Below are 23,839 nucleotides of genomic sequence, written 5' to 3' on the forward strand. Positions count from 1 at the left end.
ATCATTTTAATCGATCACGGGAAATGGCCAGCAGCATCGGGCCTCTGTCCCACCGTCAGGTAAGTAATTCTATGACCATTGCGGAAATCATCTCGGCTCGTTCCACCCTGGCAGGCAGTCGCCGCACCGGGGTAGGCAAGGCAATCACGATTGCCCTCCTGCTGTCGGCACCACTCGGTTTGCAGGCGAAAATTGACGCCAATGCTGTGTATGAGCCGGTTTCTCCAACCATCGACCAGGCCCGGGCGAACATCCTGATTGCTCGACAGCTTCAGTTCACCCATTTCCGCGATCTGGGAATCAGCGATGAGCTGTCCGGCGATGTCTTTGACGCCTACCTGGATTACCTGGACGGACAACGGATCTATCTCTCCCAGGAAGACATTGCGAAATTCGATCAGGTACGCACCAAACTGGGCTCTGCACTCAAGACCGGCCAACTGCAGCCGGGCTTTGATATCTACAATCTGGTTCAGCAGCGGATTATCGAGCGCCTGAAGTTTGCACTGAATACCATCGACAGCGGCCTGGACTCTCTGGATTTTTCCTCGAATGAGCGAATCCTCGTGGATCGTTCCGAAGCCGATTGGGAACCGGATGCCAAGGCCCTGGACGAGCTCTGGATCAAGCGCATCAAGAATGCCGTTCTGGCCCAGCGCCTGAACGGAGCCAAAGATGAAGACATTGCCGACACCCTGCGCCGCCGCTACGAAGGCCAGTTAAAGCGTGCCTATCAGGCCCGCAGTGAAGACGCCTTCCAGGCCTATATGAACGCCTTCACCGGCATGTGGGATCCGCACACCTCCTACTTCTCACCGCGTACGTCCGAAAACTTCAACATCAACATGAGCCTGTCTCTGGAAGGTATCGGCGCTGTGTTGCAGTCGGACAACGAGTACACCAAAGTCGTGCGACTGGTACCGGGTGGACCTGCATCCAAGCAGGGCGAACTGCAGCCCGCGGACCGTATTGTCTCGGTCGCTCAGGAGGGTGAGAAGCCGGTGAACGTGATCGGCTGGCGCCTGGACGAAGTGGTTGACCTGATTCGCGGCCCCAGGAATTCTACCGTGACCCTTGAGGTGATTCCGGCCAACGCCTCGGATGAAACCATCACCGAGACCATTGCCATCAAACGCGATGAAGTGAAGCTCGAGGAACAGAGTGCCAGCAAGGATGTAATCCAGCTGAACCGGGGCGGCAAGGACTACCGCATCGGCGTGATCACCATTCCCACCTTCTACGCGGACTTCCAGGCCATGCAGGCCGGTGATCCGAATTACAAGAGCACCACCCGTGACGTTCGACAGCTGATCACCGAGCTGGAAGCCGAGGGCGTTGAAGGCCTGGTGATCGATCTGCGCAACAATGGTGGCGGCGCCCTGCACGAGGCCAACGATCTGGTGGGACTGTTCATCGACAAAGGGCCCACAGTACAGATCCGTAACGCCAACAACGATGTCCAGGTGCTTAACGACGAGGACCCCTCCGTTGCCTACGACGGGCCGCTGGTTGTACTCACCAACCGCATGAGCGCCTCGGCCTCTGAGATCTTCGCCGGTGCCATCCAGGATTATGGTCGCGGCCTGGTTGTGGGCTCCCAGACCTTTGGCAAGGGCACCGTGCAGGCCGTGCGGCCCCTGAATCATGGCCAGCTGAAGATCACCCAGTCCAAGTTCTACAGGGTCTCTGGCGGCTCCACCCAGCACAAGGGTGTGATTCCTGATATTGAAATCCCGTCCCGGATCGACAAATCCAGGATTGGCGAAGACGCACTGGAACATGCCCTGCCCTGGGACCAGATCGAAGCGGTTCCGCACACTCGCTACTTCGATTTCAGCGGCATCATTGATGAACTTCGCAAGCGCCACGAGGAGCGTTTCGCCACCAATCCGGAGTTCAGCCTCCTGCAACAGGAAATCGATTTCCTGGAAAGGCAGCGTGAAACCGACACGGTCAGCCTGAACCTCGAAGAGCGGCGGGCCCAGCACGAGCGGATCGAGCGTACCCGACTGACCATCGCCAATGCCCGTCGCGAACTGCAGGGCAAGGAGCCGTTCGACTCTCTGGAAGATCTGGAGGACTGGCAGGACCAGCAGGCAGCCGATCCGGACACCACCGACGACGAACTCGACTTCATTATCCGTGAAGGCGGCCACATCATGGCAGACATGCTGGACCTGGATCAGAAAATGGCGTCCATCCTGGACCCGCAGCAGTTTGCCGTGCAAGCCCCGGCAGCGGCTGTACGATAGTCCGGCACCACCATGGATGAACGATGACTGACAGGGAAAAGGAAACGCCGGCCAGTCCCCAAAAGGCACGCGTACTCCAGGACATGCTCCTGGATGCGCTGCACGCCATGCGCTCCATGGAACAAGTGGAAGGCCTGGAGAAACCGGACGCAGCCGAGCGTACGCCAGAGGGCCTGGTCGACCGGCTGGCCAGCCTTACCGGTTCGGCCCTGCGCTTTGGCGCCAGAGCAACGGATACATCGCTGCGGGTGGGCCGGGCACTGATCAATTCACAGGATCAGCTTCGGGCCATGCTCACCGCCGGGCAATCCTTACGGGATATTCGTGAGGTGGCCGGGCTGACGCTCTCCGAGATGAGCGAAGCCCTGAATCTCCGGGACAAGTCCGTACTCGAAGCCATTGAAAACGGCACAACCACCCTCTCTTTCGAGCTGATCCTGCGTCTGGCAGCCCTGATCGCCCGTAACGACCCCATCCCGTTCATCATGCGCACCACCCGGAACTACAATCCTGAGGTCTGGCAGATCCTGAACGACTGGGGCGTCGCCCGACTGCCATTGCAGTTCGAGCGCGAGCGGGAGTTCATCAATATTTTCCGGCGCCACGACGACGCCCGCGCCCTGTCCGACGAGGGTTTCCGCAGGGTGCTCGAGTTCACCCGACAGAGCTTTGAGATGTCACTGCATTTTGTCGAGGAGCAAGAACGACAGGTGGCCGAGATAAAGGCCGCACAAACGCAGGGCCAGCCCTCAGAGAGCACCAGGGCCGGGCAGGCTCCCAAGGGCAGAAAACCGCCCTCCGGAGAATCCTGAACCCCTGCATACCTTTAGCCAAACAGTGCCTTCATTCCTGTGATGTTGGGGCTGTGTACAACCCCTTTCTCGGTGACGATCGCATCAATCATGCTGGCGGGCGTTACGTCGAACACCGGGTTGAACACATTGACTCCCTCCGGGGCCAGGGGAATACCCCGGATCTCGCGCACTTCCAGGCCATCCCGCTCTTCCAACGGCACCTCCGCTCCAGATGGCAGGGACATGTCGACAGTGCTTGAAGGCGCCACAACCATAAAGCGGACCCGGTGATGCCGTGCCAGTACCGCAAGGCTGTAAGTGCCGATCTTGTTCACCACGTCGCCGTTGGCGGTAATGCGGTCGGCGCCAACGATAACCCAGCGCACGTCCTTGCGGGCCAGAATGGAGGCGGCCGCACCGTCGGCGTTCAGGGTCACCGGGATCTGGTCCCGGGCCAGTTCCCAGGCGGTCAGACGGCTACCCTGCAACCAGGGCCGGGTTTCATCCGCAAACACTTCCTTGAGCAGCTGTTTCTCATGCATTCGCCGAATCACGCCAAGAGCCGTTCCATAGCCGCCCGTGGCCAGTGCGCCGGTGTTGCAGTGGGTCAGTACCGAAACCGGCTTCTCCAGGCCCATCAACTCCAGGGCATGGTCGGCCATGGCCACATTGGCTTCCACGTCTTCACGGTGAATGGCCTCCGCCTCGCTGGCGAGTCGCTTAACCGCCTCATCCAGTGAGTGACAGGCGTGAAACACACGTTCCATTCGCTGCAGGGCCCAGAACAGGTTGACCGCCGTCGGGCGGGAGGCCGCCAGTTCGCGGATCGCCTGCTTGATTTCCGCCTTCCAGTCGCCGCCGCCTGCATGCCGGGCCGCCAGGGCCACCCCATAGGCCGCACTGATGCCGATAGCGGGCGCCCCCCGAACCACCATATCGCGGATACTCTGGGCCACCCCGGAAGCCCCCTCGAGAGTGATCCAGTGCTCCTCCCCGGGCAGCAGCCTCTGGTCCAGCAACTCGAGACGGCTGCCATGCCAGCGAATCGCCACTGTGCCCATAGCGGTGGAAGAGGTGCCTTGTCTTGCCATGTGGTTTGCTCCAGTTTCAAGCGCTGAAAACCGCCAGTATAACGGTTATACTTCCGGGCTACATTTCTGACATGCGCTGGTAAGTCACCGGGCGCTGAAAGGCAGGATCAATGACGGCAGACACCATCAACGCGGCCGATATCCGCATCAATGCCCGCTGGCTGATCCCGATCGAGCCGGCCGACACGGTGCTTGAACATCAGGCGATCATTCTTCAGGGCGACCGGATTGCGGCGGTGCTCTCCCAGTCCGAGGCCGACCGGCTTTACCGGACCCGGGAAACCGTGAACCTGCCCGATCACGTCGTAATGCCCGGCCTGATCAACATGCATGGCCACGCAGCCATGACCCTGTTCCGCGGCATGGCCGACGATCTGCCCCTGATGACCTGGCTGAACGATCACATCTGGCCCGCGGAGGGCCGTTTCATCAGCGAGCAGTTCATCGCCGACGGCACCCAGTTGGCAATGGCCGAGATGCTGCGTACCGGCACCACGACCTTCTCGGATATGTACTTCTTTCCGGAGGTTGCTGCCCAGGTGGCACACGATGCCGGCATGCGTGCCCAGATCTGCTTTCCACTGCTGGACTTCCCCACGCCATGGGGCTCTGGCCCGGAGGAATACCTGCGAAAAGGCCGCGAGTTTATCGAGACCTGGCAATCGAATCGATACATCACACCGGCGATTGGCCCGCACGCACCTTACACGGTGTCCGATGCCCCATTGAAGGAGGCCGTGGCCCTGTCACGGGACACGGGCGCGCCCATCCAGATCCATCTTCATGAAACCGCGTTTGAAGTGGCCGAGGCCAGCGAGAAACTGGGGCAACGACCGACCGCCCGCCTGGCGGAGCTCGGTCTGCTGGGCGCCAATACCCAGTGTGTACACATGACGCAAATTGATGACAGCGACCTGGCCCTGCTCCGCGAAACCGGTGCCCATGTGATTCACTGCCCCGAGTCCAACCTGAAACTGGCCAGCGGCCTGTGTCCGGTCCAGAGGCTTCTCGATAACGGCGTGAACGTGGCGATAGGCACGGACGGCGCGGCCAGCAACAACGACCTGGACCTGTTCGGCGAGCTGAGTACCGCCGCCATGGTCGCTAAAGTCGTGGCCGGCGATGCGTCCGCCCTGTCGGCCCACAAGGCCCTCGAGATGGCTACCATCAACGGCGCCAGAGCCCTGGGCCGAAGCCACGAACTGGGCACCCTGGCCGAAGGCAAACTGGCGGATATCATTGCCATAGATCTCAGCGACCCATTCCTGCAGCCAGTATATGACCCCGCCTCGCATCTGGTGTACAGCAACCATGGCCGTGCGGTAAGCCATAGCTGGATCAACGGCGTACCACAGTTACAGGACGGCCGCCCAACCCGGATTGACGTGGCCGATCTTGCGCTCCGGGTCCGGGACTGGGCTGAACAGATTCGCCGTCAGGCCGATTGACCGATTTCCGATTGATTCATCAGGCAGAAGCAACATGACAAACCAGAATGTAGACCGGAACGAAATCGCCAAGTTCGAGGCGCTCGCCAGCCGCTGGTGGGACCCGACGAGCGAGTTCAAGCCGCTGCACGACATCAACCCGCTGCGTCTGAATTACATCGACGAACGGGTATCCCTGGCTGGCAAGCGAGCGCTGGACGTGGGATGCGGGGGCGGCCTGCTGTCCGAAGGCATGGCCCGGCGAGGTGCCCACGTAACCGGTATCGACATGGGTGAAGCGCCCCTGTCCGTTGCCAGATTGCATGGCATGGAAAGCGGCGTGAACGTCGACTACCGCCAGACCACCGTGGAAGAGCTGGCCAATGATCCGGAGCACAAGGGCCAGTACGATGTGGTCACCTGCCTGGAAATGCTCGAGCACGTGCCCGACCCTGCTTCTGTCATTCGAGCCTGCGCGGCCATGCTCAAGCCCGGCGGACACATGTTCGTTTCCACCATCAATCGCAACCCGAAGTCGTTCCTGTTTGCCATTGTCGGCGCCGAGTACGTACTGAGGCTGCTGCCCAAAGGCACCCATGAGTGGAAGAAATTCATCCGGCCGTCCGAGATGTCCGACCATCTGCGCCACGCGGGTCTGGAGGTCCGGGAACTGACGGGCATGACCTACAACCCGATCACCAAGGTGTACAAGCTCGGCCGGGATGTGGACGTTAACTATCTGATGCACGCCAGGGACGCTCGTGACGCCTGATTCGCCCCCGATTTCCGCCGTTCTGTTCGATCTGGACGGCACGCTGATCGACACAGCGCCCGATTTCATTCGGTGCCTGAACCAGCTGCGCCTGCAACACGGTTTGGCACCGTTGCCAGCGGAGCAGATCCGACGCTCCGTTTCCAACGGCGCCCGCGCCATGATCCGGGTCGGTTTCGGGCTGGAACCCGAGCATCCGGATTATCTGGAAAAGCACACGGCGTTCCTGGACCTTTATGAAGCAGGCGTTGCCGAGGAAACCCGACTGTTCGAAGGTATGGAGGAGCTCCTGCAGGCGCTGGAGCATCGGGGAATCCCCTGGGGAATTGTGACCAACAAGCCCGCCCGCTTTGCCGTTCCGCTCATTGAGGCACTTGGGTTGTCCTCCCGCTGCGCCACACTGGTCTGCCCCGATCATGTTACACACCGCAAGCCCCATCCCGAATCGCTGATCCTGGCCTGCCGCCAGATCGGCACCGAGCCCGGTACCGGCCTGTACGTGGGTGACCACGAGCGCGACATTGAGGCCGGTCGAAACGCCGGAATGCGAACCGTGGCCGTGCGCTATGGCTACATTGAGGAGCCGGAGCGCGTTGATCTCTGGCAAGCGGACCTGATCGCCGATACCGTCAGAGACCTGGCAAAGCTGTTACAATAAGCGCTTATTTTCAGGACGCGGTTTCCAACCGCACACAGCTCGACACGGAGACAGGTTATGCAGGATTACCAGGCACCCGCCGATCTTCTGAAAGACCGCATCATCATGGTGACGGGCGCGGGTAGTGGTATTGGCCGGGCAGCCGCGAAGGCCTACGCCGCCCACGGCGCGACCGTCATTCTGGTAGGGCGTACCGTCAGCAAGCTCGAAACGGTTTACGACGAGATTGAGGCAGCTGGCCATCCCAAACCCGCGATCGTTCCCATGAACTTTGAAGGGGCCGCGGTCAAGGATTACGAAGAACTGGCCATGACCCTGGAAGACAACTTCGGGCAACTGGATGGCCTGCTGCATAACGCGGCCATTCTGGGTGATCGCAGCCCCGTTGAGCTCTACGACCCGGAGACCTGGAACAAGGTCATGCACGTGAATGCAACGGCGCCGTTTCTGCTGAGCCGGGCCATGATCCCCCTGCTTCGCAAATCCGATAACGCCTCGGTGATCTTCACGTCCTCCGGCGTAGGCCGGAAAGCCAAGGCCTATTGGGGCGCCTATGCGGTGTCCAAGTTTGCAGTAGAAGGCCTGAGCCAGCTGCTGTCGGAGGAACTGGACGACGACCGCCACAACATTCGGGTAAACAGTCTGAACCCGGGCGCGACGCGTACCAACATGAGAGCCCATGCGTACCCGGCAGAGAACCCGCAGCAGAATCCTGCCCCGGAAGATCTGATGCCGGTTTATCTGTATCTCATGGGCAAGGACAGCGAGGGTGTAAACGGCCAGAAGCTGGATGCCCAGCCAAAGTAATGGAACTGTTCTTCTACACCACGAGCCAGTGCCATCTGTGCGAACTGGCCGAAGCCCTGCTTGTTAACACGCCCATGCCGGAACCGATTCCGGTCGATGTGGTGGACATTGCCCAGTCCGAAGAGCTGGTGGCACGCTACGGCACCCGTATACCGGTGCTCAGACGCAACGACACCGGTGCGGAGCTGGACTGGCCGTTTACCAGGGATGAATTACTCACATTCCTGCAATGAGGATTGCCTGACATGTTGATGGTTATTTCCCCTGCAAAAACGCTTGATTACGAGAGCCCGCTGGCAACGGAGCGCTACACCCAGCCGGATTTTCTCGACGACGCCTGCGAACTGGTCGATCAGCTCAAGGAGCTGGAGCCACACCAGATCAGCAACCTGATGAGCATCAGTGACAAACTTGGCCAACTGAACGCCGAACGGTTTCAGAACTGGCACACGCCATTTACCCCGGAAAACGCCCGGCAGGCAGTACTGGCCTTCAAGGGCGACGTTTACACCGGCCTGGACGCAGAAAGCTTCAGCGAACAGGATTTCGAGTTCGCCCAGAATCACCTGCGCATGCTGTCCGGGCTGTATGGTGTGTTGAAACCGCTCGACCTGATGCAGCCCTATCGGCTGGAGATGGGCACCCGCTTTGAAAACAAGCGAGGCAAGGACCTGTACGAGTTCTGGGGCAGCAAGATAACCGAGGAAATCAATCGCCTGCTGGCAGCGGACGACGGGGTGCTGGTGAACCTGGCCTCCAACGAATACTTCAAGTCGGTTAAAAAGAAAGAGCTGGATGGCCGCCTGGTAACCCCGCAATTCAAGGACTGGAAGAACGGGCAGTACAAGATGATCAGCTTCTATGCCAAGAAGGCCCGGGGTCTGATGTGCCGCTATGCCATCCAGAACCGCATCACCCAGGCCAACGACCTGAAAGGCTTCAACCTCGAAGGCTATTATTTCAGTGAAGACCAATCCGATAACAACAACTGGGTTTTCCTGCGTGACGAACAGTAATCCACGTTGATATCGGAGCAAGCAATGAACGAAGCCGTCTTTTCGCAACTCGCGCTGCTGGTGTTCCTGACCGGACTGATTGTCTGGATGGGGTTCATCGTTTGGGACCTCGCCAAGAAATCCCAGGCCGGCCGGTTTGGCACCATCGCCCTGTTTACCGTGCTGGGGGCCGGTGTGGTGGGTTTTATCGTGAAGACCGTACTTGTCGAGATCATGCAGATCTAGCGCCAGAACCGTCACTTTACGGCCACTGCCCGGTGGCCGTATCATCCCTCTCCGTTTTTCGAACCGTCACCGGTTCAGATCGATGCAAATAAACAGCAAGGACCGAGCCTGATGTGGTTTCGTAATGCCCGCGTATTCCGTTTTACCAAGCCCTTCGCCATTACCGCTGAAGAACTCGAGGAAAAGCTGGGGGCGGATGCCTTCAAACCCTGCGGACCTCAGGAAACGAGCCGCCAGGGCTGGGTGCCTCCCCTGGGCAAACACGGAGAAATGCTGGTGCACAGCGCCGGTGGCTATCACCTGATTGCGCTGCGCAAAGAGGAAAAAATCCTCCCCGGCCCGGTGGTCAAGGAGGCCGTTGAAGAGCGGGCCGAAGCCATCGAGTTTGAACAGAGCCGAAAGGTCCGGCGCAAGGAAAAAGACGAGATCAAGGAACAGGTCATGCTGGAAATGCTGCCCCAGGCCTTCTCCAGAAACCGGCGCTGTTATGCCTACCTGGCACCACAGGACGGCGTTCTGGTGGTGGATGCCGGCTCGGCGAAACAGGCCGAAGACCTGGCGTCTACCCTGCGCAAGAGCCTGGGTTCGCTGCCGGTTCGGCCTCCAGCCGTGGAACAGGCACCGGCGTTTACCTTCACCGGGTGGCTTAATGAAACCATCGATCTGCCCGGAAGCATTGTTCTGGGCAACGAGTGCGAATTGAAAGACCCGTCGGAAGATGGCGGCGTGGTGCGCTGCAAGGGCCTGGATCTGAGGGCCGACGAGATTCGCAATCACCTCGACGCCGGAATGCAGGTCACCAAACTTGCCCTGACCTGGGACGACAACGTCTCATTCGTGCTGGATGAAGAGCTGGGCATTCGTCGCCTGAAGTTCGGCGAAACGCTGCAGGAGCAGCTCGACGATGTCGACGTGGACGACGCTGTCGCCAAGTTCGACGCCGCCTTCACCCTGATGACCCTGGAGCTGTCCCGCCTGATTCCCGGACTGCTGGAGGCCCTGGGTGGCGAGGATCGCTCGGCCATCGTTGAAGAGTGAATCCCGGTGAGCGCCCTCAGTGGGCGCTCTTGCCCAGCCGCTCCCGCTGCCAGTCCTTTTCCGGCTCGTTCAGCACCAGACGCAAATCCATGACTTCTTCCTGGGTATTGAACTTGATCTCGAACCCCAGGTGTTCGGCCAGTTGCAGCATCGGGCGGTTGTCGGGCAACACGTTGCCCACCATTTCCATGGTGCCCCTGGCCCTGCAGTAATCAATCATTTTCTGCATCAGCGCGACGCCCAACCCCTCGCCCTTCATCTTGTCGTGCACCATTACGGCAAACTCACATTGCAGGTTGTCGGCGTCTGTCCAGGTGCGCACGGTGCCCAGGGTTTCCTCACCCTCGCCGTCCTCCCGGGGCGCGTTGGCAATGAACACCATCTCCCGGTCGTAGTCGATCTGCACCATCTGGGCGACGTCTTCCCGGGAGAAGTGCTTGCGATACTGGAAGAACCGGTAACGGATGGACTCCGGCGACTGCAGTTCGTGAAAGGCCCGGTGGGCGGGCTCGTCCTCGGCCAGCACGGGACGGATGATCACCCTCCGGCCGGATTTCGGCAGCACGATCCACTCCTCAAGCTCTCGCGGGTAAGGCTGGATAATGGGCTTGCCGGGCTTGTCCGACAGATCAATGGCAATGTTCACCGCCACCGCGCCCTGCTCGTTGAACAGCAGCGGTGAAATTTCCAGGCCCTGGATTTCAGGAATGTCGATGACGATCTGTGAGAGTGTCACCAGGGTCTCGGAGACCGCCCGGATATCCTCCTCCGGCTTCAGACTGTGCTCCTTGAGCAGCTTGTACATGTAGGTACGGCGCAAAAGCTCGCGGGCAAGCACCATGTTCAGCGGCGGCAGTGCAATCTGCCGGTCGGTCATCACGTTGATCTGTGCGCCGGCGGCGCCACACACCACCAGCGGACCAAACAGGGGGTCCCGGGTAATACCGACACTGAACTCGATACCGCCCACGTGCTGGTAGGAACGCTGAACCGCAAAGCCGAGAAAACCGCTGTCGGGAAAATGCTTGCGGTACTCGTCCATCAGGTAGCGGCAGGAATCCATGATGGCAGCCTCGCTGTTGAGCTTCTGGACGGTCCCCTTATAGCGGCGCTGGGTCGGGCTCAGATCCAGGAACGGATGGCAGGCCTGCTCGTGAATGATGGTGATGTCGATGGGGCGGCGCTCTACCGCAAATACCTCCAGCACCTCCTCCATGTCGTCGCAGTACATGGTTTCGATGGTGCTGATGCCATAATCGCGCACCAGGTCTCGGGCTTCCCGGTTGGAAAGATGGTAGCGTCCCGAACGCCTGGCGGATGCCACCAGACGCCGGGTCTGGGTGCGATCGGCGAAATGATCGGTGAAGGATTCGGGTGTTTCGGTAAGCAGTCGCTGGACCCGCTGGTGGCGAACGTGCTGCATGAACGCCATCACCGCCTTTTCCGGATTAAAAAACGAAGGCAGGCCGGCCCGGTAGAACTCCTCCCTCGAATCCATCACCGTGCTCTGGCCGAGCCAGCAGGTGAACACGTTCAACCGGGTGCCCTTGGACGCCTGGACCACCGCGTCTGCGATTCTCAGGCTGTCTTCAGTGAGGCTGGGCGCATACATCACCAGCACATTGGCCACTTCCGGATCCCGGGCCAGGATCTTGATGGCTTTACCATAGAGTTCCGGCGAGGCGTCGTAATTAAGGTCAATCGGGTTCTTCCGGGTCCAGTATGGGGGCAGGAGTTCGGCAAGCGCTTCAATGCTGGTTTCGGACAAACGGGCCAGTTCGCCGCCCAGATCCGCCAGCCGGTCCACCGCCAGCACACCCGGCCCCACGCCATTGGCCATGATCGCGAGGGATTCCCTGCGCAACGGGCGCATCCGCGTCAGCGTCTCCAGGGCGTCAAACATCTGGCCCAGACCGTCAACCCGGAGCACACCGGCCCGCTGCAGCATGGCGTCGTATATCGGATCGCTGCGCTTCAGGCCCGCGGGCAGCTCATGGGGGAACCACTCGGATTCGGGTACCCGGCCGGATTTCACGGCAATCACCGGCTTGGTGCGGGAGGCCACACGAACCGCCGACATGAATCGCCGGGCATTCGGTATGTTCTCGATGTGCAGCAGAATGGCGCGGGTCTGGGTGTCCTGGGCCAGGTAATCGATCAGATCGTCGTGATCAATGTCCATGCCATCGCCGAGGGTCAGGAAATAGGAGAACCCGACACCCCGGGCGAAAGCCCAGTCCAGAACCGAACTGGCAATGGTGCCGGACTGCCCCACAAACGCCACCCGACCCGGGATAGCGCCCATGTGGGCATAGGTTGCGTTGAGGCTGCGGGCAGGCACCATCAGGCCGATGGTGTTGGGGCCGAGCACACGAATGCCGGTTTCCCTCGCCGCTTCCCGCACCGCATACATCAGCGGCTGGCCGGTCTTGCTGTGGGTACGCGACATGCCGCCGGTCATCACGATGGCAGTGCGCACCCCGGCCTCACCGAGTTTCTTGATGGTTTTGGCCACCGTATCGGGCGGCGTGCAGATGATGGCCAGGTCCGGGCAAAAATCCATCTTCGAGACGCGGCGCACGCAGGGCACACCGTGCACGTTGTCGTAGTCGTTCTGGTTGACCACCAGCAAGCGCCCGGGGTAGCCGCCGCCCATCAGGTTCCGCAGCACCATGCCGCCCAGGTTGTCAGCCCGCTCCGACGCGCCTATCACCGCAATGGATGCAGGGTTAAACAGGCTTTCCAGGTAACGGGTACTCAAGCGGTCTCTCCTTGGCGATCGGTCGACCGCTCCTTTGGCCTATAAAGGGCAGCGGTCGCTTCTATGTGTCCTCCTATCTTAGGCACAGAGCGGACGATGTAAAACGTCTATCACCCCTATAAGACCAAAGAAACACGGCACCCCACGGGTATCCCTGATAGAGTAAAAGAAAATATAAGTACATCCAGGACAGTCCGAACGTATGACCACGGCATTTTTTTCCCACGATGATTTCATGAAGCACAACATGGGGCCTGAGCATCCGGAGAGTCCGGAACGGCTGGCTGCAATCATCAGTTACCTGGCCGACACCGGACTGGACCAGAAACTCGACTGGGTGCGCCCCGAAGAGGCAACCCGCGACCAACTGCTGATGGTGCATCCTGAGAAATACCTGCACCAGCTAGACCTGATGCAGCCGACTCGGGGCCGAGTGTTCACCGACCCGGACACCGCAATGATGCCAGACACCTTACGGGCCGCCAGGCTGGCCGCCGGAGCCAACGTGCAGGCGGTTGATATGGTGATGAGCAGCCAGGTGACCAACGCCTTTGTCTGCGCGCGTCCACCGGGGCACCATGCGGAGCGGTCGAAATCCATGGGCTTCTGCTTCTACAACAACGTGGCCATTGCGGCCATGCGGGCGCTGACGTTTCACCACCTGGAGCGTGTCGCCATCATCGACTTTGATGTGCACCAGGGCAACGGCACCGTCGATATTGTGGGCGGCGATGAGCGCATCCTGATGTGTTCAAGCTTCCAGCACCCGTTCTACCCCCACTCGCATGTGCACAGGCAGGCGGGCAACATCGTGAACATCCCCATTGCCGCCGATTGTTCGTCGGAGGAATACCGTCAGCGAGTACAGGATGGCTGGATGGAGAGGCTGAATGACTTCAAGCCACAGCTGATTCTGATTTCTGCGGGCTTCGACGCCCACAGGCTGGACCCCATGGCCGAGCTCAATCTGGAAACCGACGACTATCGCTGGCTGACGGAATTGATTGTGGGCGTCGCCCACGAGCACAGCAACGACCGGATTATTTCAACCCTGGAGGGCGGGTATCACCTGCGGGCGCTGGCCGAGAGTGTCAACGCCCACCTGGAAGTGCTCGATTCCGTCTACTGACGCCCTTACCCCGTCGGCTCCCCACCGTAGCCCGTGGCCTGCTGCAACTCTGGCCGGTCGCCGGCCCTCTGCAGGCGGATATTGGTGCGCCGGTTATCTGCCGGGCGATTGGATGCCGGGTACTGGTCGCCATGCGCCCGGACGGTAATCATGTTTTCGTCGATGCCACTGGCCTTGAGGTAGTCGGCCACCACATTGGCCCGCTCCTCCGAGAGCGCCCTGTTGTCGATCCGGCTTCCGATGCTGTCACTGTGACCGTCCACAAAGATGCGCTCCACCGTTGAGTCCGCCATCACATAGGACACGATATTATCGAGCAGTTTCCGGTCGGCGTCTGACAGGCTGGTGCTGCCGCTGCCAAACGGAATTCTGGAACGCTGGATCTGATCAAAGTTCACCGGCAGCAGGTTCGAAGTGCAGCGCTGATAGCGCTCGAACTCGCCCGCAAAGTTGATGTTGGACACCTGCACCCGCACCGGTCGGTCGTCAAACCAGGCCTCGCGAGTAATCGTGGGTCGCATGCCATCCAGCAGGCTGTGTGCCAGAACGTGGGCCTGGCGGGTTCCCAGCGAGACCTGTCTGTTGCCCTCCGCGACATTGACGCTGGCCACGGGTCTGGGAGCGATTCCAGGTCTCCATACCGGCGCCTCAACGACCAGATCGCCACGACCCGGCCGCATCAGAGGCGTACTCGCCTCCAGGAAAAACGACAGGTCCTCGCCGGCGCGGTGGTTGAATACCGCGCGTCCGTAGCCGGGCACCTCGTGTACCAGGCGACACTCGAACACAGACTCGGACAGATACCACTGGCTGTTCTCAATGCCGGCGCCATAGCTGGTGGCCTGCACCGCCAGGGGAGTAGACGCACCGGCCAACACGCCGGCCGCCAGCAACAGTGATCGTTTGAAATCAGGGGATCTTATCGGCATGGCCATGGCTGCTTGAATCCAAATCGGTATACCCCGGTTAACGGCCGATTCGCCGGTGTCTTTAGGGCTTAACCAGAAAACAATCGCGGGCCCGATCTGGTATAATCCGCCAAATTTTCGGCCTCCGGACATGCCGCCGCTCCGGAACTCCTCTTGCCCAAGGCATCGCGGACAACCAACATGACTGAAAAGCTCACTATCACACGCCCGGACGACTGGCACCTGCACGTCCGGGACGGCGACATCCTGACCGACGTGGTTCCGGCAACCGCCGCCTGTTTCCGCAGGGCCATCATCATGCCCAACCTGGTGCCGCCGGTGACCACTGCAGCGGACGCCGGCGCCTACCGGGACCGGATTCTGGCCGCCGCCGAAGGCATGGGTTTTGAGCCACTGATGACCCTGTACCTGACCGAAAGCACCACCCCCGAAATCGTTCGCGAGGCGAAGGCCGCCGGTGTCGTGGCCGCCAAGCTCTACCCGGCGGGCGCCACTACCAACTCGGCCTCGGGCGTGAAGGACGTACGCAACATCTACCCGGTGCTGGACGCCATGGCCGACTGCGGCATGCTACTGCTGGTCCATGGTGAAGTGACGGACGGCGACATCGACATCTTTGATCGCGAGAAAGTGTTCCTCGAGCGGGTTCTTTCCCCGATCCTGGAGGCTTTTCCGAAGCTTCGGGTAGTGCTGGAACACATTACCACCGCCGATTCCGCAGAGTTTGTTAAGCAGCACAACGGCGGCAACCTGGGCGCCACCCTTACTCCCCAGCACCTGATGTACAACCGCAACCATATGCTGGTGGGTGGCATCCGGCCACATCTGTATTGCTTGCCGATCCTCAAACGCAATCGCCACCAGCAGGCCCTGCGCGATGCCGTGGCCAGCGGCGATTCGCGGTTCTTCCTCGGTACCGATTCCGCGCCCCATTCAAAGAACCGCAAGGAAACGGCATGCGGATGTGCGGGCTGCTACTCGGCCTACGGCGCTATTGGCCTGTACGCTGACATTTTTGAGGAGTTGGGCATTCTCGACAAACTCGAGGCCTTTGCCAGCTTCAATGGCGCCGATTTTTACGGCCTGCCACGAAATACCGATACCATCACCCTGGTGCGCGAGCCCTGGACCATGCCGGCAGAACTGCCCCTCGCAGACGGCACCATTGTGCCCCTGAAGGCAGGTGAAACCGTTAACTGGCGGCAGGCGTAAACCTCACTGAACGGATTCCTTCTCACACGGCCAAGACCGGAGCTTGAGTGACTGACGAGAACAAACCACCCCACCCCATGTCCCGCCGTTTCCGCGGTTTTCTGCCCGTGGTTGTCGATGTTGAAACCGCCGGCTTCAACCCGGAGCGGGATGCCCTGCTGGAAGTAGCGGCCGTTATCCTGACCATGGATGAGGACGGCTGGCTGACCCGCGCTGAGACCCATGTGCAGCAGATCGACCCGTTCGAGGGTGCCAATCTCGAACAGTCGGCGCTGGATTTCACCGGCATCGATCCGTGGAATCCAGAGCGGGAAGCCGTTCCGGAACGGGAAGGCCTGAGCGAAATCTTCAGCCCCATCCGTAAGGCGGTGAAGGCCTACGACTGCAAGCGCGCCGTTCTGGTCGGCCACAATGCCACGTTTGACCACAATTTCATCTTTGCCGCCGCGCAGCGGGCAGATATCCGCCGCAACCCCTTTCACCCGTTCTCCACCTTCGACACCGCCACTCTGGCGGGTCTGGCCTACGGGCATACCGTGCTGGCCCAGGCCTGCAAGCTGGCCGGCATTCCGTTCAGCAACAAGGAAGCGCATTCGGCAGCCTACGACGCCGAGAAAACTGCCGACCTGTTCTGCGGGATTGTCAATCGCTGGCGTGAGCTGGGCGGCTTCCCGCCCCCGCCGGTGCCGACAGACCCCGAATAACGCCCACATAAAAAAACCCGCCGAAGCGGGTTTTTTTATGGCTACCGGGACTTACCAGTAGATACCTCTCATGATCGCCGCGAAGGCCACCTGCTCGGTGGAAACCGTGGGCTTTTCGCCGGACTTGCTGCCGGCGGCCGCCGGCGAATCCGGGAACATCCGGTAACCGGTGTTCATGACGATCTCGCCCATTTTCGGAGCCAGGGCGTGCAGCACCTGGGCAAAGATGCCCAGACGCGTTGCAATCCGCTTGGGACGGTAAACGATAGCATCGGCCACCATGCCCGCCGCCTCGTCCGGTGTCAGGGTGGGTACCGAATCGTAGATCTTGGTGGGCGCAATCATCGGCGTTTTCACCAGCGGCATGTTGATGGTGGTGAAGGTAACGTTCCGATCGGACCACTCGGCGGCAGCACAGCGGCTGAACGCATCCAGCGCCGACTTGGAGGCCACGTAAGCAGAGAACCGCGGCGCGTTGGTGAGTACACCGATGGACGAAATGTTGACCACATGCCCCCGACGTTGCTCCAGCATCTTCGGCGCAAAGCCCATGATCAGGCGTACCGAGCCAAAGTAGTTCAACTGCATGGTGCGCTCAAAATCGTGGAAACGGTCGAACGACAGATCCAGCGACCGGCGAATGGAACGGCCGGCGTTGTTCACCAACACATCCACGTGGCCATGATTATCCAGAACGGTTTTCACAAACTCGTCGCAGGCGTCCATGTCCGAGAAGTCGCAGGGGTAAGCGTGCACACTGGCGCCCCGGGACTCCAGCTCTGCGGTCACTTCCTTCAGGCGCTCAAGCTTGCGGGCACCGATCACCAGGATGGCACCGGCGTCAGCCAGCTTCTGAGCAGTCGCCAGACCAATGCCCGAGGTTGCGCCGGTCACCACGCACACGCGGCCTTCCACGGTGCCCTTCAGGGTACGGTCCTTGAACAGGTCGGGATCCAGATTCCGCTCCCAGTAATCCCAGATCACCGGTGCATAATCCGGCAGGCGGGGCACTTCAATGCCGGTATCCTTCAGCACCCGCTCGGTTTCACGGGCGTCGAAGCGGGTCGGATAGTTGATGAACGACATTACGGAGGGCGGAATGCCCATGTCGTCCAGTACCGCGGCAGTCAGACGCTTCACCGGCGGCAGGTTCTTCAGGCTCTGGCGAATGAACGGGGGAATGAAGCCGAACATGCGCGAGTCGATACGCATGCCCATCTTGGGCGCGTGACCGGCTTCGCTGAAAATATTGAGAATCTCACCCACTTTGTAGGGATCGGAATCCACCAGGTGGAAACACTTGCCGTCCTCACCCTCCAGATGAGCAATGTGGTCCATGGCGTTGACCACGAAGTCCACCGGCACAATGTTCAGCCTGCCACCCTCAACACCAACGGTAGGGACCCACTGCGGCAGGGCATGGCGGATCTTCTGGATCATCTTGAAGAAGTAATAGGGGCCGTCGACCTTGTCCATTTCACCGGTGGCGGAGTGGCCGATGACCATACCCGGGCGGTAAATGCGGAACGGCACCTTGCACTCCTGGCGCACGACCTTCTCGGATTCGTGCTTGGTGCGCAGGTACGGGTGGTCCAGCTTCTCGGCTTCCTCGAACATGTCCTCGCGGAAAGTGCCCTTGAACAGTCCGGCTGCCGCGATGGATGACACGTGATGGAAGTGCTTGGCGCCCATGGCCTCGGCGGCGTTCACCGCGGCACGGGTACCCTCGATGTTGGTCGCCTGCTGCGCCTCCTCGTCGGCGCCCATATCGTAGACAGCCGCCAGGTGGAAAAAGTGGTCGATGTTGCCCTTGAGCGACTTGAGAGTCTTGGCGTCGATACCCAGGTTTTTGCTGGTAAGGTCGCCAATCACGGCTTTTACCTGAGTGTCGTCTGCACCCCAGCGCTCACGAAGCTTGTCCAGCTTTTCTTGCGACTGTTCACGCACCAGCACGTAAACCGTGCCACCCCGTGCGAGCAGTTTTTCTACCAGAAACCGGCCAATAAATCCGGTGCCACCCGTCAGGAAATAATTCATCGATCTTCCACCCTGCCTGTTGCTCAGTTGTTGTCTATCCATGCCGGATCGCTCGACTCGCTACGACTAAAGTCGTATATCGATCCGGAAACGCCGGCATTGCACTTAATTGCAACCCTCATGTACCGAACTTTTTTAGAGTTTTTACTCTGTAAGCCCTTGTTTTTATTAGAGCCGTTACTCTAAATTCCGCACCTGCGCAGCCTGGGCGCCTGTCCGGTTCGCCGACACAATGTGTTTGAGACTAGCACAGGAATCCACCCGTGCATGCCCCGGCAAACAATTACCACAAGGCAATGAAACACCCCGCCAGCAATGACATAATCGGGAACTTATCAGGCCTTTGGGCCTCTCTCTTTTTCGACCCCTGAACAGATTCCGGACGACCAGCCATGCAAAACGACAATCCCAACGCCGAACGTTATATTTCCATCGCCAGAGCCTGCCTGCGGGCAATCAACGACACCGCGGAGAACACCGGAAGCCGTGAAGAGAAGATTCAGGCGGTATACGAGGCCATCGATCAGGCCTTCCAGGCGGAATTTTCAGACTATCGGCAATCGGTGGCCATCATGGCAACGGTGCTGGAGCGCATTGCCTCCGGCCAGCTGGATGGTGAGAAAGCCGCCGACCTCGCCCGTAAAACCCTTGACCAGCAGCCGGAAAGCACCCGTAACGCGCTGATGCACTGATCGTCAAACCGTTTCCGAGGACCCAAGAGAGCCTATGAGCAACCGCAACGCTTCCAGAGTGACCATGCTGCAGCCGGCAATACGCCTGGCAACCCTGCTCCTTTTCCTGTTCGCCGGCGGTTCCGCCCTGGCGGCCACGGTGCCGGAGAAGAGTCCGAACGACGACAACCAGTACCGGTTTATTGAACTGGACAATGAACTGCGGGTGATCCTGGTGTCGGACAGTGATGCCGACAAGGCAGCGGCCTCCATGAACGTAGCGGTGGGCAGCGGTGACGACCCCAAGGACCGCGAGGGGCTCTCCCATTTTCTCGAACACATGCTGTTCCTGGGCACCGAAAAATACCCGGACCCGGGCGAGTACCAGCAGTTCATCAAGAGCCACGGCGGACAGCACAACGCCTTCACGGCTTTCCAGGACACCAATTACTTCTTCGACATCCAGGCCGAGTTTCTTGAGCCCGCTCTGGATCGCTTTGCCCAGCAGTTCGCCGCGCCGCTGTTTACTGCCGAACTGGTGGACCGGGAACGCAATGCGGTGCACTCGGAATTCAGCTCGAAGCAGAAGGACGATGGCCGGCGCTTTTACTCGGTAAAGAAAGCCGTCAGCAATCCCGACCACGCCTTCAACCAGTTTGCGGTGGGCAACCTGAGTACGCTTGAAAACACCGAGGACAACCCGCTGCGCCCTGACCTGATCGAGTTCTGGAAGCAGCACTATTCCTCCAACCTGATGACTCTGGCGGTGTACGGCCCGCAATCGCTGGATCAGCTGGAAGCCATGGTTCGGAGTCGCTTTGACGCCATCGAAAACCGCAACCTCGAGGCCAAACGTCACCGCCCGGCCCTGTATAAAAGTGAAGACCTGCCTGCCAAGGTGACGGTAGAGGCGCTGAAGGATGTGCGCAGCCTGACCCTGACCTTCCCGATTCCGTCCCAGCAGGACAAGTACCGTACCAAGCCCGCCAGTTACGTAGCCAACCTGCTGGGGCATGAAGGACCGGGCAGCCTGTTCGACGTGCTCAAGCGCGCCGGCCTCGCCGACAGCCTGTCCGCAGGTCTGGGCATGGATACCGGCGAAAACGCCACCCTGGAGATTAACATTGCCCTGACACCGGAGGGCCTCGAACGCCAGGACGCCATTCTGCCCCTGGTGTTCGATTACATTGAAAAAATCCGGACCAGAGGCATCAGCGAGCAGCGTTTTCGGGAAATGCAGAACCTGGCCCGCATTGATTTCCGCTTTCGGGAGGAAGGCAACCCGATCAGCGAAGTAACGCGCCTGTCCAGTTACCTGCAGGAATACCCGCCCGAAGACATCCTGCGCGCCCCCTGGCTGCTGGAACGCTACGCGCCTGAGCAGTATCGGGAAATACTGGACCGGCTGACGCCATCCAACCTGCTGGCGTTTATCCTGGCCCCGGAACCCGGACTGGACAATCCCAACCGCACCCAGTGGTACGAGGCGGCCTGGTCCATCGAGCAGCTGGACAGCCAGGCCCTGACAGCCCAGAGCCTGCCTGCACTCGCAGCGCAGCTTCGCCTGCCCGAACCCAACCCGTTTGTTCCGGAAGACCTGGAAATGGTGGCTGGCGCCACCATGGATAAGCCGGCCAAACTCGGTTCGATAGAAGGCATGGACGTGTGGTTTGCCAGAGATACCCGGTTTGAAACCCCGAAAGCAAACGTGTTCATTGGCCTACGCAGCCCGGCCACGCGGGCATCGGCGAGAAGCTACGTGCTTACCCAGTTGCTGGTAGACAGCATCAACGCCAACCTCAACGCCTGGGCCTATTCCGCCAGCCTGGCCGGGCTGGATTACAGCGTTTACCCGCATCTGCGGGGCATCACCGTGCGCGTGGGCGGCTACAACGACAAACTGCACACTTTGATGAACCGCATCCTCTTGCAGCTGGCCAAGCCGGAGCTGACCGAGCAACGGTTCCGGATTGCCCGGCAGAATCTGATCGACAGCCTTCAGAACAAGGCCAAAGACCGGCCGGTGGAACAGACCTCCGAGTTTATCCAGAGCGCCCTGATCGAAGGCGTCTGGAATACTGACGACAAACTGCGGGCGGCTCAGCAGGTTAACTTCGACGAACTGGTGTCGTTCTCCGAGGCAGTGCTGTCCCAGGTGGATCCGGTGATGCTGGCCCACGGCAATCTTACCCGGGCGTCTGCCCTGAACCTGGCCCGCCAGGTTAACGCCCTTGTGCTTCGCGACAGCGAGCTGATCACCGTGGAGCGCAGCCGGGTGCGCCAACTGCCGGAGCGCGAAACCCAGGTCTCGCTCAAGGTCGACCATCCGGACACCGGGTACACCCTGTATATGCAGGGTGATAACACCAGTTTCCGGGAACGGGCCCGCTTCCGGTTGCTGGCACAGATCATCAGCAGCCCCTTCTATGAGGCCATCCGTACCAACCGGCAACTTGGCTATATCGTCTATGCAACGCCATTCGAGATGCTGGAAACCCCTGCCCTGGGCTTCGTGGTCCAATCGCCGTCTGCCTCTCCCGAGGAGATTGACCAGGCCGTTCAGGCCTTCGCTGCCGAGTTCGAACAAAGCCTCACCGCAATGACTGAGGCCGGTCTGGCCAGGGAGAAGCAGGCCGTAATCAGCAGCTTGCTGGAGAAAGATCGACAGCTCGGGGAAATTTCCAGTCGGTACTGGCAGGAGATTGACCGGGGCGAAACCGGGTTCAACTCGCGGGAACAACTGGCAGACGCCGTTCGGCAGGTGGGTCGGCAGGAACTTCTGACCACCTTCCGGGAGGCTGTGCAGGCAAGACTTCAGGCACTGCGCGTGGTGACCGGGGGCGAAGGCCTGAACGAAGACAAGGCCCTGAGCCAGCTGTTGGAGCTGCCACCGGTACCGGCGGGCTAACCGGCAACGCCCATCTCGAGGAATCGTTGCCAGTCCTCGGGTTCATCCACATCCCAGCGGGGCTCAAGCAAACAGTAGCTGAGCCCCGCTTTATCCAGGCGCCCGGAAGTCTGCTCAAGCACCTTCGGAGTGCCCCACTCGATGCCTTCAAGCATCCCCGCAACCACGCGGGAGGCACCAATCAGCACATAACCGCCATCGTCCGAGGGACCCAGCACCACATCGTGATCCGCCAGGCAGGCTATGGCCTTGCGGGCATAGTCCGGATCCACCGACGGGCAGTCACTGCCCACGATCACAGCGCGGTCACACGCTGAGAGCGCTTCGGTCAGGGCGTTGTACATACGCGCGCCAAGATCGCCGCCCTGCTGTACGCCCTGAGCCAGGCCCGCCCCCTCAATCTCTTCGAGAATCGGCAGTGCCTCACTCCGTTCACCCGGTTCAGTTCCGGGCGCCCTGTCCCACCAGACTTCCACCGGATACCCGGTAGTGCACAGGTTATCCAGCACCGCCAGGGTCAGCTGAACATGGGCCTCAAGAGCGCCAGCGGCACCAAGCTCCGGCATCAGCCGGGTCTTGACCCGGCCCGCTTCCGGCCATTTGGCAAACTGGAGGAACACCGCCGAACAGGGACTACTCTGGGGCATGACGAACATCCGATCGATAGACTTGGGCCAGACTCTCCGGCGACTCGCCACGCCAATAACGCCAGCGCAGACGCCACATGAGAAAAATCGTACGCCAGGCCCCGTGTTTCTGCCAGCGACGGCTGTCGGTCAAAACGGGCTCCCGGATGCAAAAAGGGCGCGAGACCAGACACAGGCGCCGGGACAACTCGACATCTTCCATCAGCGGCAACGGCGCAAACCCGGCCAGGGCCTCAAACACATCTCGACGCACGAACAGGGCCTGATCGCCGGTGCAGATTCCGGTCAGGCGGGAGCGTTGATTCATGAACCAGGCAATAACCCGAAACAGCGGCCGCTTGCCAGTCAGCCGAACATCAAACCGACCCCAGGCCCGGCGGGATTGAACGAAGGCCGTCAATTGCTCCAGCGCACCCGGGGGAAGGCGCGTGTCCGCATGCAGGAACAGCAGAAGATCTCCCCTCGCCACAGCCGCACCGGCGTTCATTTGCACCGCCCGGCCCTTATCGGACTGAAGCACCCGATCGCAGAGGGGCCGGGCACGTTCGGCGGTACCGTCGCTGCTGCCGGCATCCACCACAATTACCTCATGGCCGCGGGCACGGACGGGCGCCAGGGCCTCAAGCGTGTCCACCACGGAGGCGGCTTCCATCCACACCGGCACGATCACGCTTAACGAGAAAGGTTCGGACAAAACACACTCCGGGAAAGTCAACGAAACAGGGCTGAACCTTGAGCCGCACGGTCCAGACCGCTATCAT

Annotated in this window: 21 protein-coding genes; 15 read left to right on the plus strand and 6 right to left on the minus strand. The window is 60.4% G+C overall.

The genetic code is table 11. From position 1 onward, the window contains the following. The first annotated feature begins 71 nt into the window (after nucleotides 1–71). Both ACFC20_RS11225 and ACFC20_RS11230 read left to right on the plus strand, forming a co-directional pair. Nucleotides 72–2,252, plus strand: coding sequence for a carboxy terminal-processing peptidase (locus tag ACFC20_RS11225; RefSeq protein WP_375193094.1), 2,181 nt, complete (start codon nucleotides 72–74; stop codon nucleotides 2,250–2,252). Nucleotides 2,253–2,275: 23 nt separating this feature from the next. After that, entirely contained in the window at nucleotides 2,276–3,064 is a 789-nt protein-coding gene (locus tag ACFC20_RS11230; protein WP_375193095.1) for a helix-turn-helix domain-containing protein, read from the plus strand. Nucleotides 3,065–3,078: 14 nt separating this feature from the next. Here the strand turns inward: ACFC20_RS11230 and mtnA are convergent, their stop codons facing one another. Next, complete coding sequence (gene mtnA / locus ACFC20_RS11235) at nucleotides 3,079–4,137, minus strand: S-methyl-5-thioribose-1-phosphate isomerase (RefSeq protein ID WP_375193096.1); 1,059 nt, start codon at nucleotides 4,135–4,137, stop codon at nucleotides 3,079–3,081. A 110-nt stretch (nucleotides 4,138–4,247) separates the two neighbouring features. Between mtnA and ACFC20_RS11240 the strand changes: the two genes are divergently transcribed. From ACFC20_RS11240 to rdgC, 8 genes are all read left to right on the plus strand, one after another. Then, complete coding sequence (locus ACFC20_RS11240) at nucleotides 4,248–5,585, plus strand: TRZ/ATZ family hydrolase (protein ID WP_375193097.1); 1,338 nt, start codon at nucleotides 4,248–4,250, stop codon at nucleotides 5,583–5,585. Nucleotides 5,586–5,619: 34 nt separating this feature from the next. Beyond that, nucleotides 5,620–6,336 (plus strand): bifunctional 2-polyprenyl-6-hydroxyphenol methylase/3-demethylubiquinol 3-O-methyltransferase UbiG, encoded by a 717-nt coding sequence (gene ubiG, locus ACFC20_RS11245; RefSeq protein WP_091992156.1) that lies wholly within the window; start codon nucleotides 5,620–5,622, stop codon nucleotides 6,334–6,336. Then, a complete protein-coding gene (gph, locus tag ACFC20_RS11250) occupies nucleotides 6,326–6,994 on the plus strand; it encodes a phosphoglycolate phosphatase (protein WP_375193098.1) in 669 nt (222 codons plus the stop codon). Before ubiG ends, gph begins: the two co-directional genes overlap by 11 nt. A 57-nt stretch (nucleotides 6,995–7,051) precedes the next feature. After that, nucleotides 7,052–7,801 (plus strand): YciK family oxidoreductase, encoded by a 750-nt coding sequence (locus ACFC20_RS11255; protein WP_375193099.1) that lies wholly within the window; start codon nucleotides 7,052–7,054, stop codon nucleotides 7,799–7,801. After that, complete coding sequence (locus tag ACFC20_RS11260) at nucleotides 7,801–8,034, plus strand: glutaredoxin family protein (RefSeq protein WP_375193100.1); 234 nt, start codon at nucleotides 7,801–7,803, stop codon at nucleotides 8,032–8,034. Before ACFC20_RS11255 ends, ACFC20_RS11260 begins: the two co-directional genes overlap by 1 nt. 12 nt (nucleotides 8,035–8,046) lie before the next feature. Beyond that, nucleotides 8,047–8,817 carry a peroxide stress protein YaaA gene (gene yaaA, locus ACFC20_RS11265; RefSeq protein ID WP_375193101.1) on the plus strand — a complete coding sequence of 257 codons (771 nt, stop codon included), beginning with the start codon at nucleotides 8,047–8,049 and terminating at the stop codon, nucleotides 8,815–8,817. Between the two features lie 24 nt (nucleotides 8,818–8,841). Continuing rightward, complete coding sequence (locus tag ACFC20_RS11270) at nucleotides 8,842–9,042, plus strand: DUF2788 domain-containing protein (protein WP_091992151.1); 201 nt, start codon at nucleotides 8,842–8,844, stop codon at nucleotides 9,040–9,042. Between the two features lie 111 nt (nucleotides 9,043–9,153). Next, nucleotides 9,154–10,080 (plus strand): recombination-associated protein RdgC, encoded by a 927-nt coding sequence (rdgC, locus tag ACFC20_RS11275; protein ID WP_375193102.1) that lies wholly within the window; start codon nucleotides 9,154–9,156, stop codon nucleotides 10,078–10,080. A 16-nt stretch (nucleotides 10,081–10,096) separates the two neighbouring features. Here rdgC and ACFC20_RS11280 read toward each other — a convergent pair whose 3' ends face one another. Then, on the minus strand, nucleotides 10,097–12,841 hold the full coding sequence (locus ACFC20_RS11280; protein ID WP_375193103.1) for a GNAT family N-acetyltransferase: 2,745 nt from the start codon (nucleotides 12,839–12,841) through the stop codon (nucleotides 10,097–10,099). 202 nt (nucleotides 12,842–13,043) lie between these two features. Between ACFC20_RS11280 and ACFC20_RS11285 the strand changes: the two genes are divergently transcribed. Then, entirely contained in the window at nucleotides 13,044–13,970 is a 927-nt protein-coding gene (locus tag ACFC20_RS11285) for a histone deacetylase family protein (RefSeq protein ID WP_375193104.1), read from the plus strand. A gap of 5 nt (nucleotides 13,971–13,975) precedes the next feature. On the opposite strand, the gene ACFC20_RS11290 is transcribed toward ACFC20_RS11285, so the two are convergent. Then, nucleotides 13,976–14,899, minus strand: a complete 924-nt coding sequence (locus tag ACFC20_RS11290) for an OmpA family protein (protein WP_375193105.1) — start codon at nucleotides 14,897–14,899, stop codon at nucleotides 13,976–13,978. 180 nt (nucleotides 14,900–15,079) lie between these two features. Here ACFC20_RS11290 and pyrC point away from each other — a divergent pair, with 180 nt between their 5' ends. Both pyrC and rnt read left to right on the plus strand, forming a co-directional pair. Beyond that, entirely contained in the window at nucleotides 15,080–16,111 is a 1,032-nt protein-coding gene (gene pyrC / locus ACFC20_RS11295) for a dihydroorotase (RefSeq protein WP_375193106.1), read from the plus strand. A gap of 47 nt (nucleotides 16,112–16,158) precedes the next feature. Beyond that, nucleotides 16,159–16,815 carry a ribonuclease T gene (gene rnt / locus ACFC20_RS11300; protein ID WP_375193107.1) on the plus strand — a complete coding sequence of 219 codons (657 nt, stop codon included), beginning with the start codon at nucleotides 16,159–16,161 and terminating at the stop codon, nucleotides 16,813–16,815. 51 nt (nucleotides 16,816–16,866) lie between these two features. Here rnt and ACFC20_RS11305 read toward each other — a convergent pair whose 3' ends face one another. Continuing rightward, on the minus strand, nucleotides 16,867–18,852 hold the full coding sequence (locus tag ACFC20_RS11305; protein ID WP_375193108.1) for an SDR family oxidoreductase: 1,986 nt from the start codon (nucleotides 18,850–18,852) through the stop codon (nucleotides 16,867–16,869). Nucleotides 18,853–19,244: 392 nt separating this feature from the next. Here ACFC20_RS11305 and ACFC20_RS11310 point away from each other — a divergent pair, with 392 nt between their 5' ends. Together ACFC20_RS11310 and ACFC20_RS11315 are read left to right on the plus strand one after the other, a co-directional pair. Continuing rightward, nucleotides 19,245–19,544, plus strand: a complete 300-nt coding sequence (locus ACFC20_RS11310; RefSeq protein ID WP_375193109.1) for a hypothetical protein — start codon at nucleotides 19,245–19,247, stop codon at nucleotides 19,542–19,544. Nucleotides 19,545–19,608: 64 nt separating this feature from the next. Beyond that, on the plus strand, nucleotides 19,609–22,431 hold the full coding sequence (locus tag ACFC20_RS11315) for an insulinase family protein (protein ID WP_375193130.1): 2,823 nt from the start codon (nucleotides 19,609–19,611) through the stop codon (nucleotides 22,429–22,431). On the opposite strand, the gene ACFC20_RS11320 is transcribed toward ACFC20_RS11315, so the two are convergent. Together ACFC20_RS11320 and ACFC20_RS11325 are read right to left on the minus strand one after the other, a co-directional pair. Continuing rightward, nucleotides 22,428–23,078: a TIGR04282 family arsenosugar biosynthesis glycosyltransferase gene (locus tag ACFC20_RS11320; protein ID WP_375193110.1), complete on the minus strand. Its 651-nt coding sequence runs from the start codon at nucleotides 23,076–23,078 to the stop codon at nucleotides 22,428–22,430. The two genes, ACFC20_RS11315 and ACFC20_RS11320, sit on opposite strands and share 4 nt — an antisense overlap. Next, entirely contained in the window at nucleotides 23,065–23,772 is a 708-nt protein-coding gene (locus ACFC20_RS11325; protein ID WP_375193111.1) for a TIGR04283 family arsenosugar biosynthesis glycosyltransferase, read from the minus strand. Before ACFC20_RS11325 ends, ACFC20_RS11320 begins: the two co-directional genes overlap by 14 nt. Nucleotides 23,773–23,839 lie beyond the last annotated feature (67 nt).

This window comes from Marinobacter sp. (assembly GCF_041984545.1).
In the GTDB taxonomy this organism is placed as follows: domain Bacteria; phylum Pseudomonadota; class Gammaproteobacteria; order Pseudomonadales; family Oleiphilaceae; genus Marinobacter.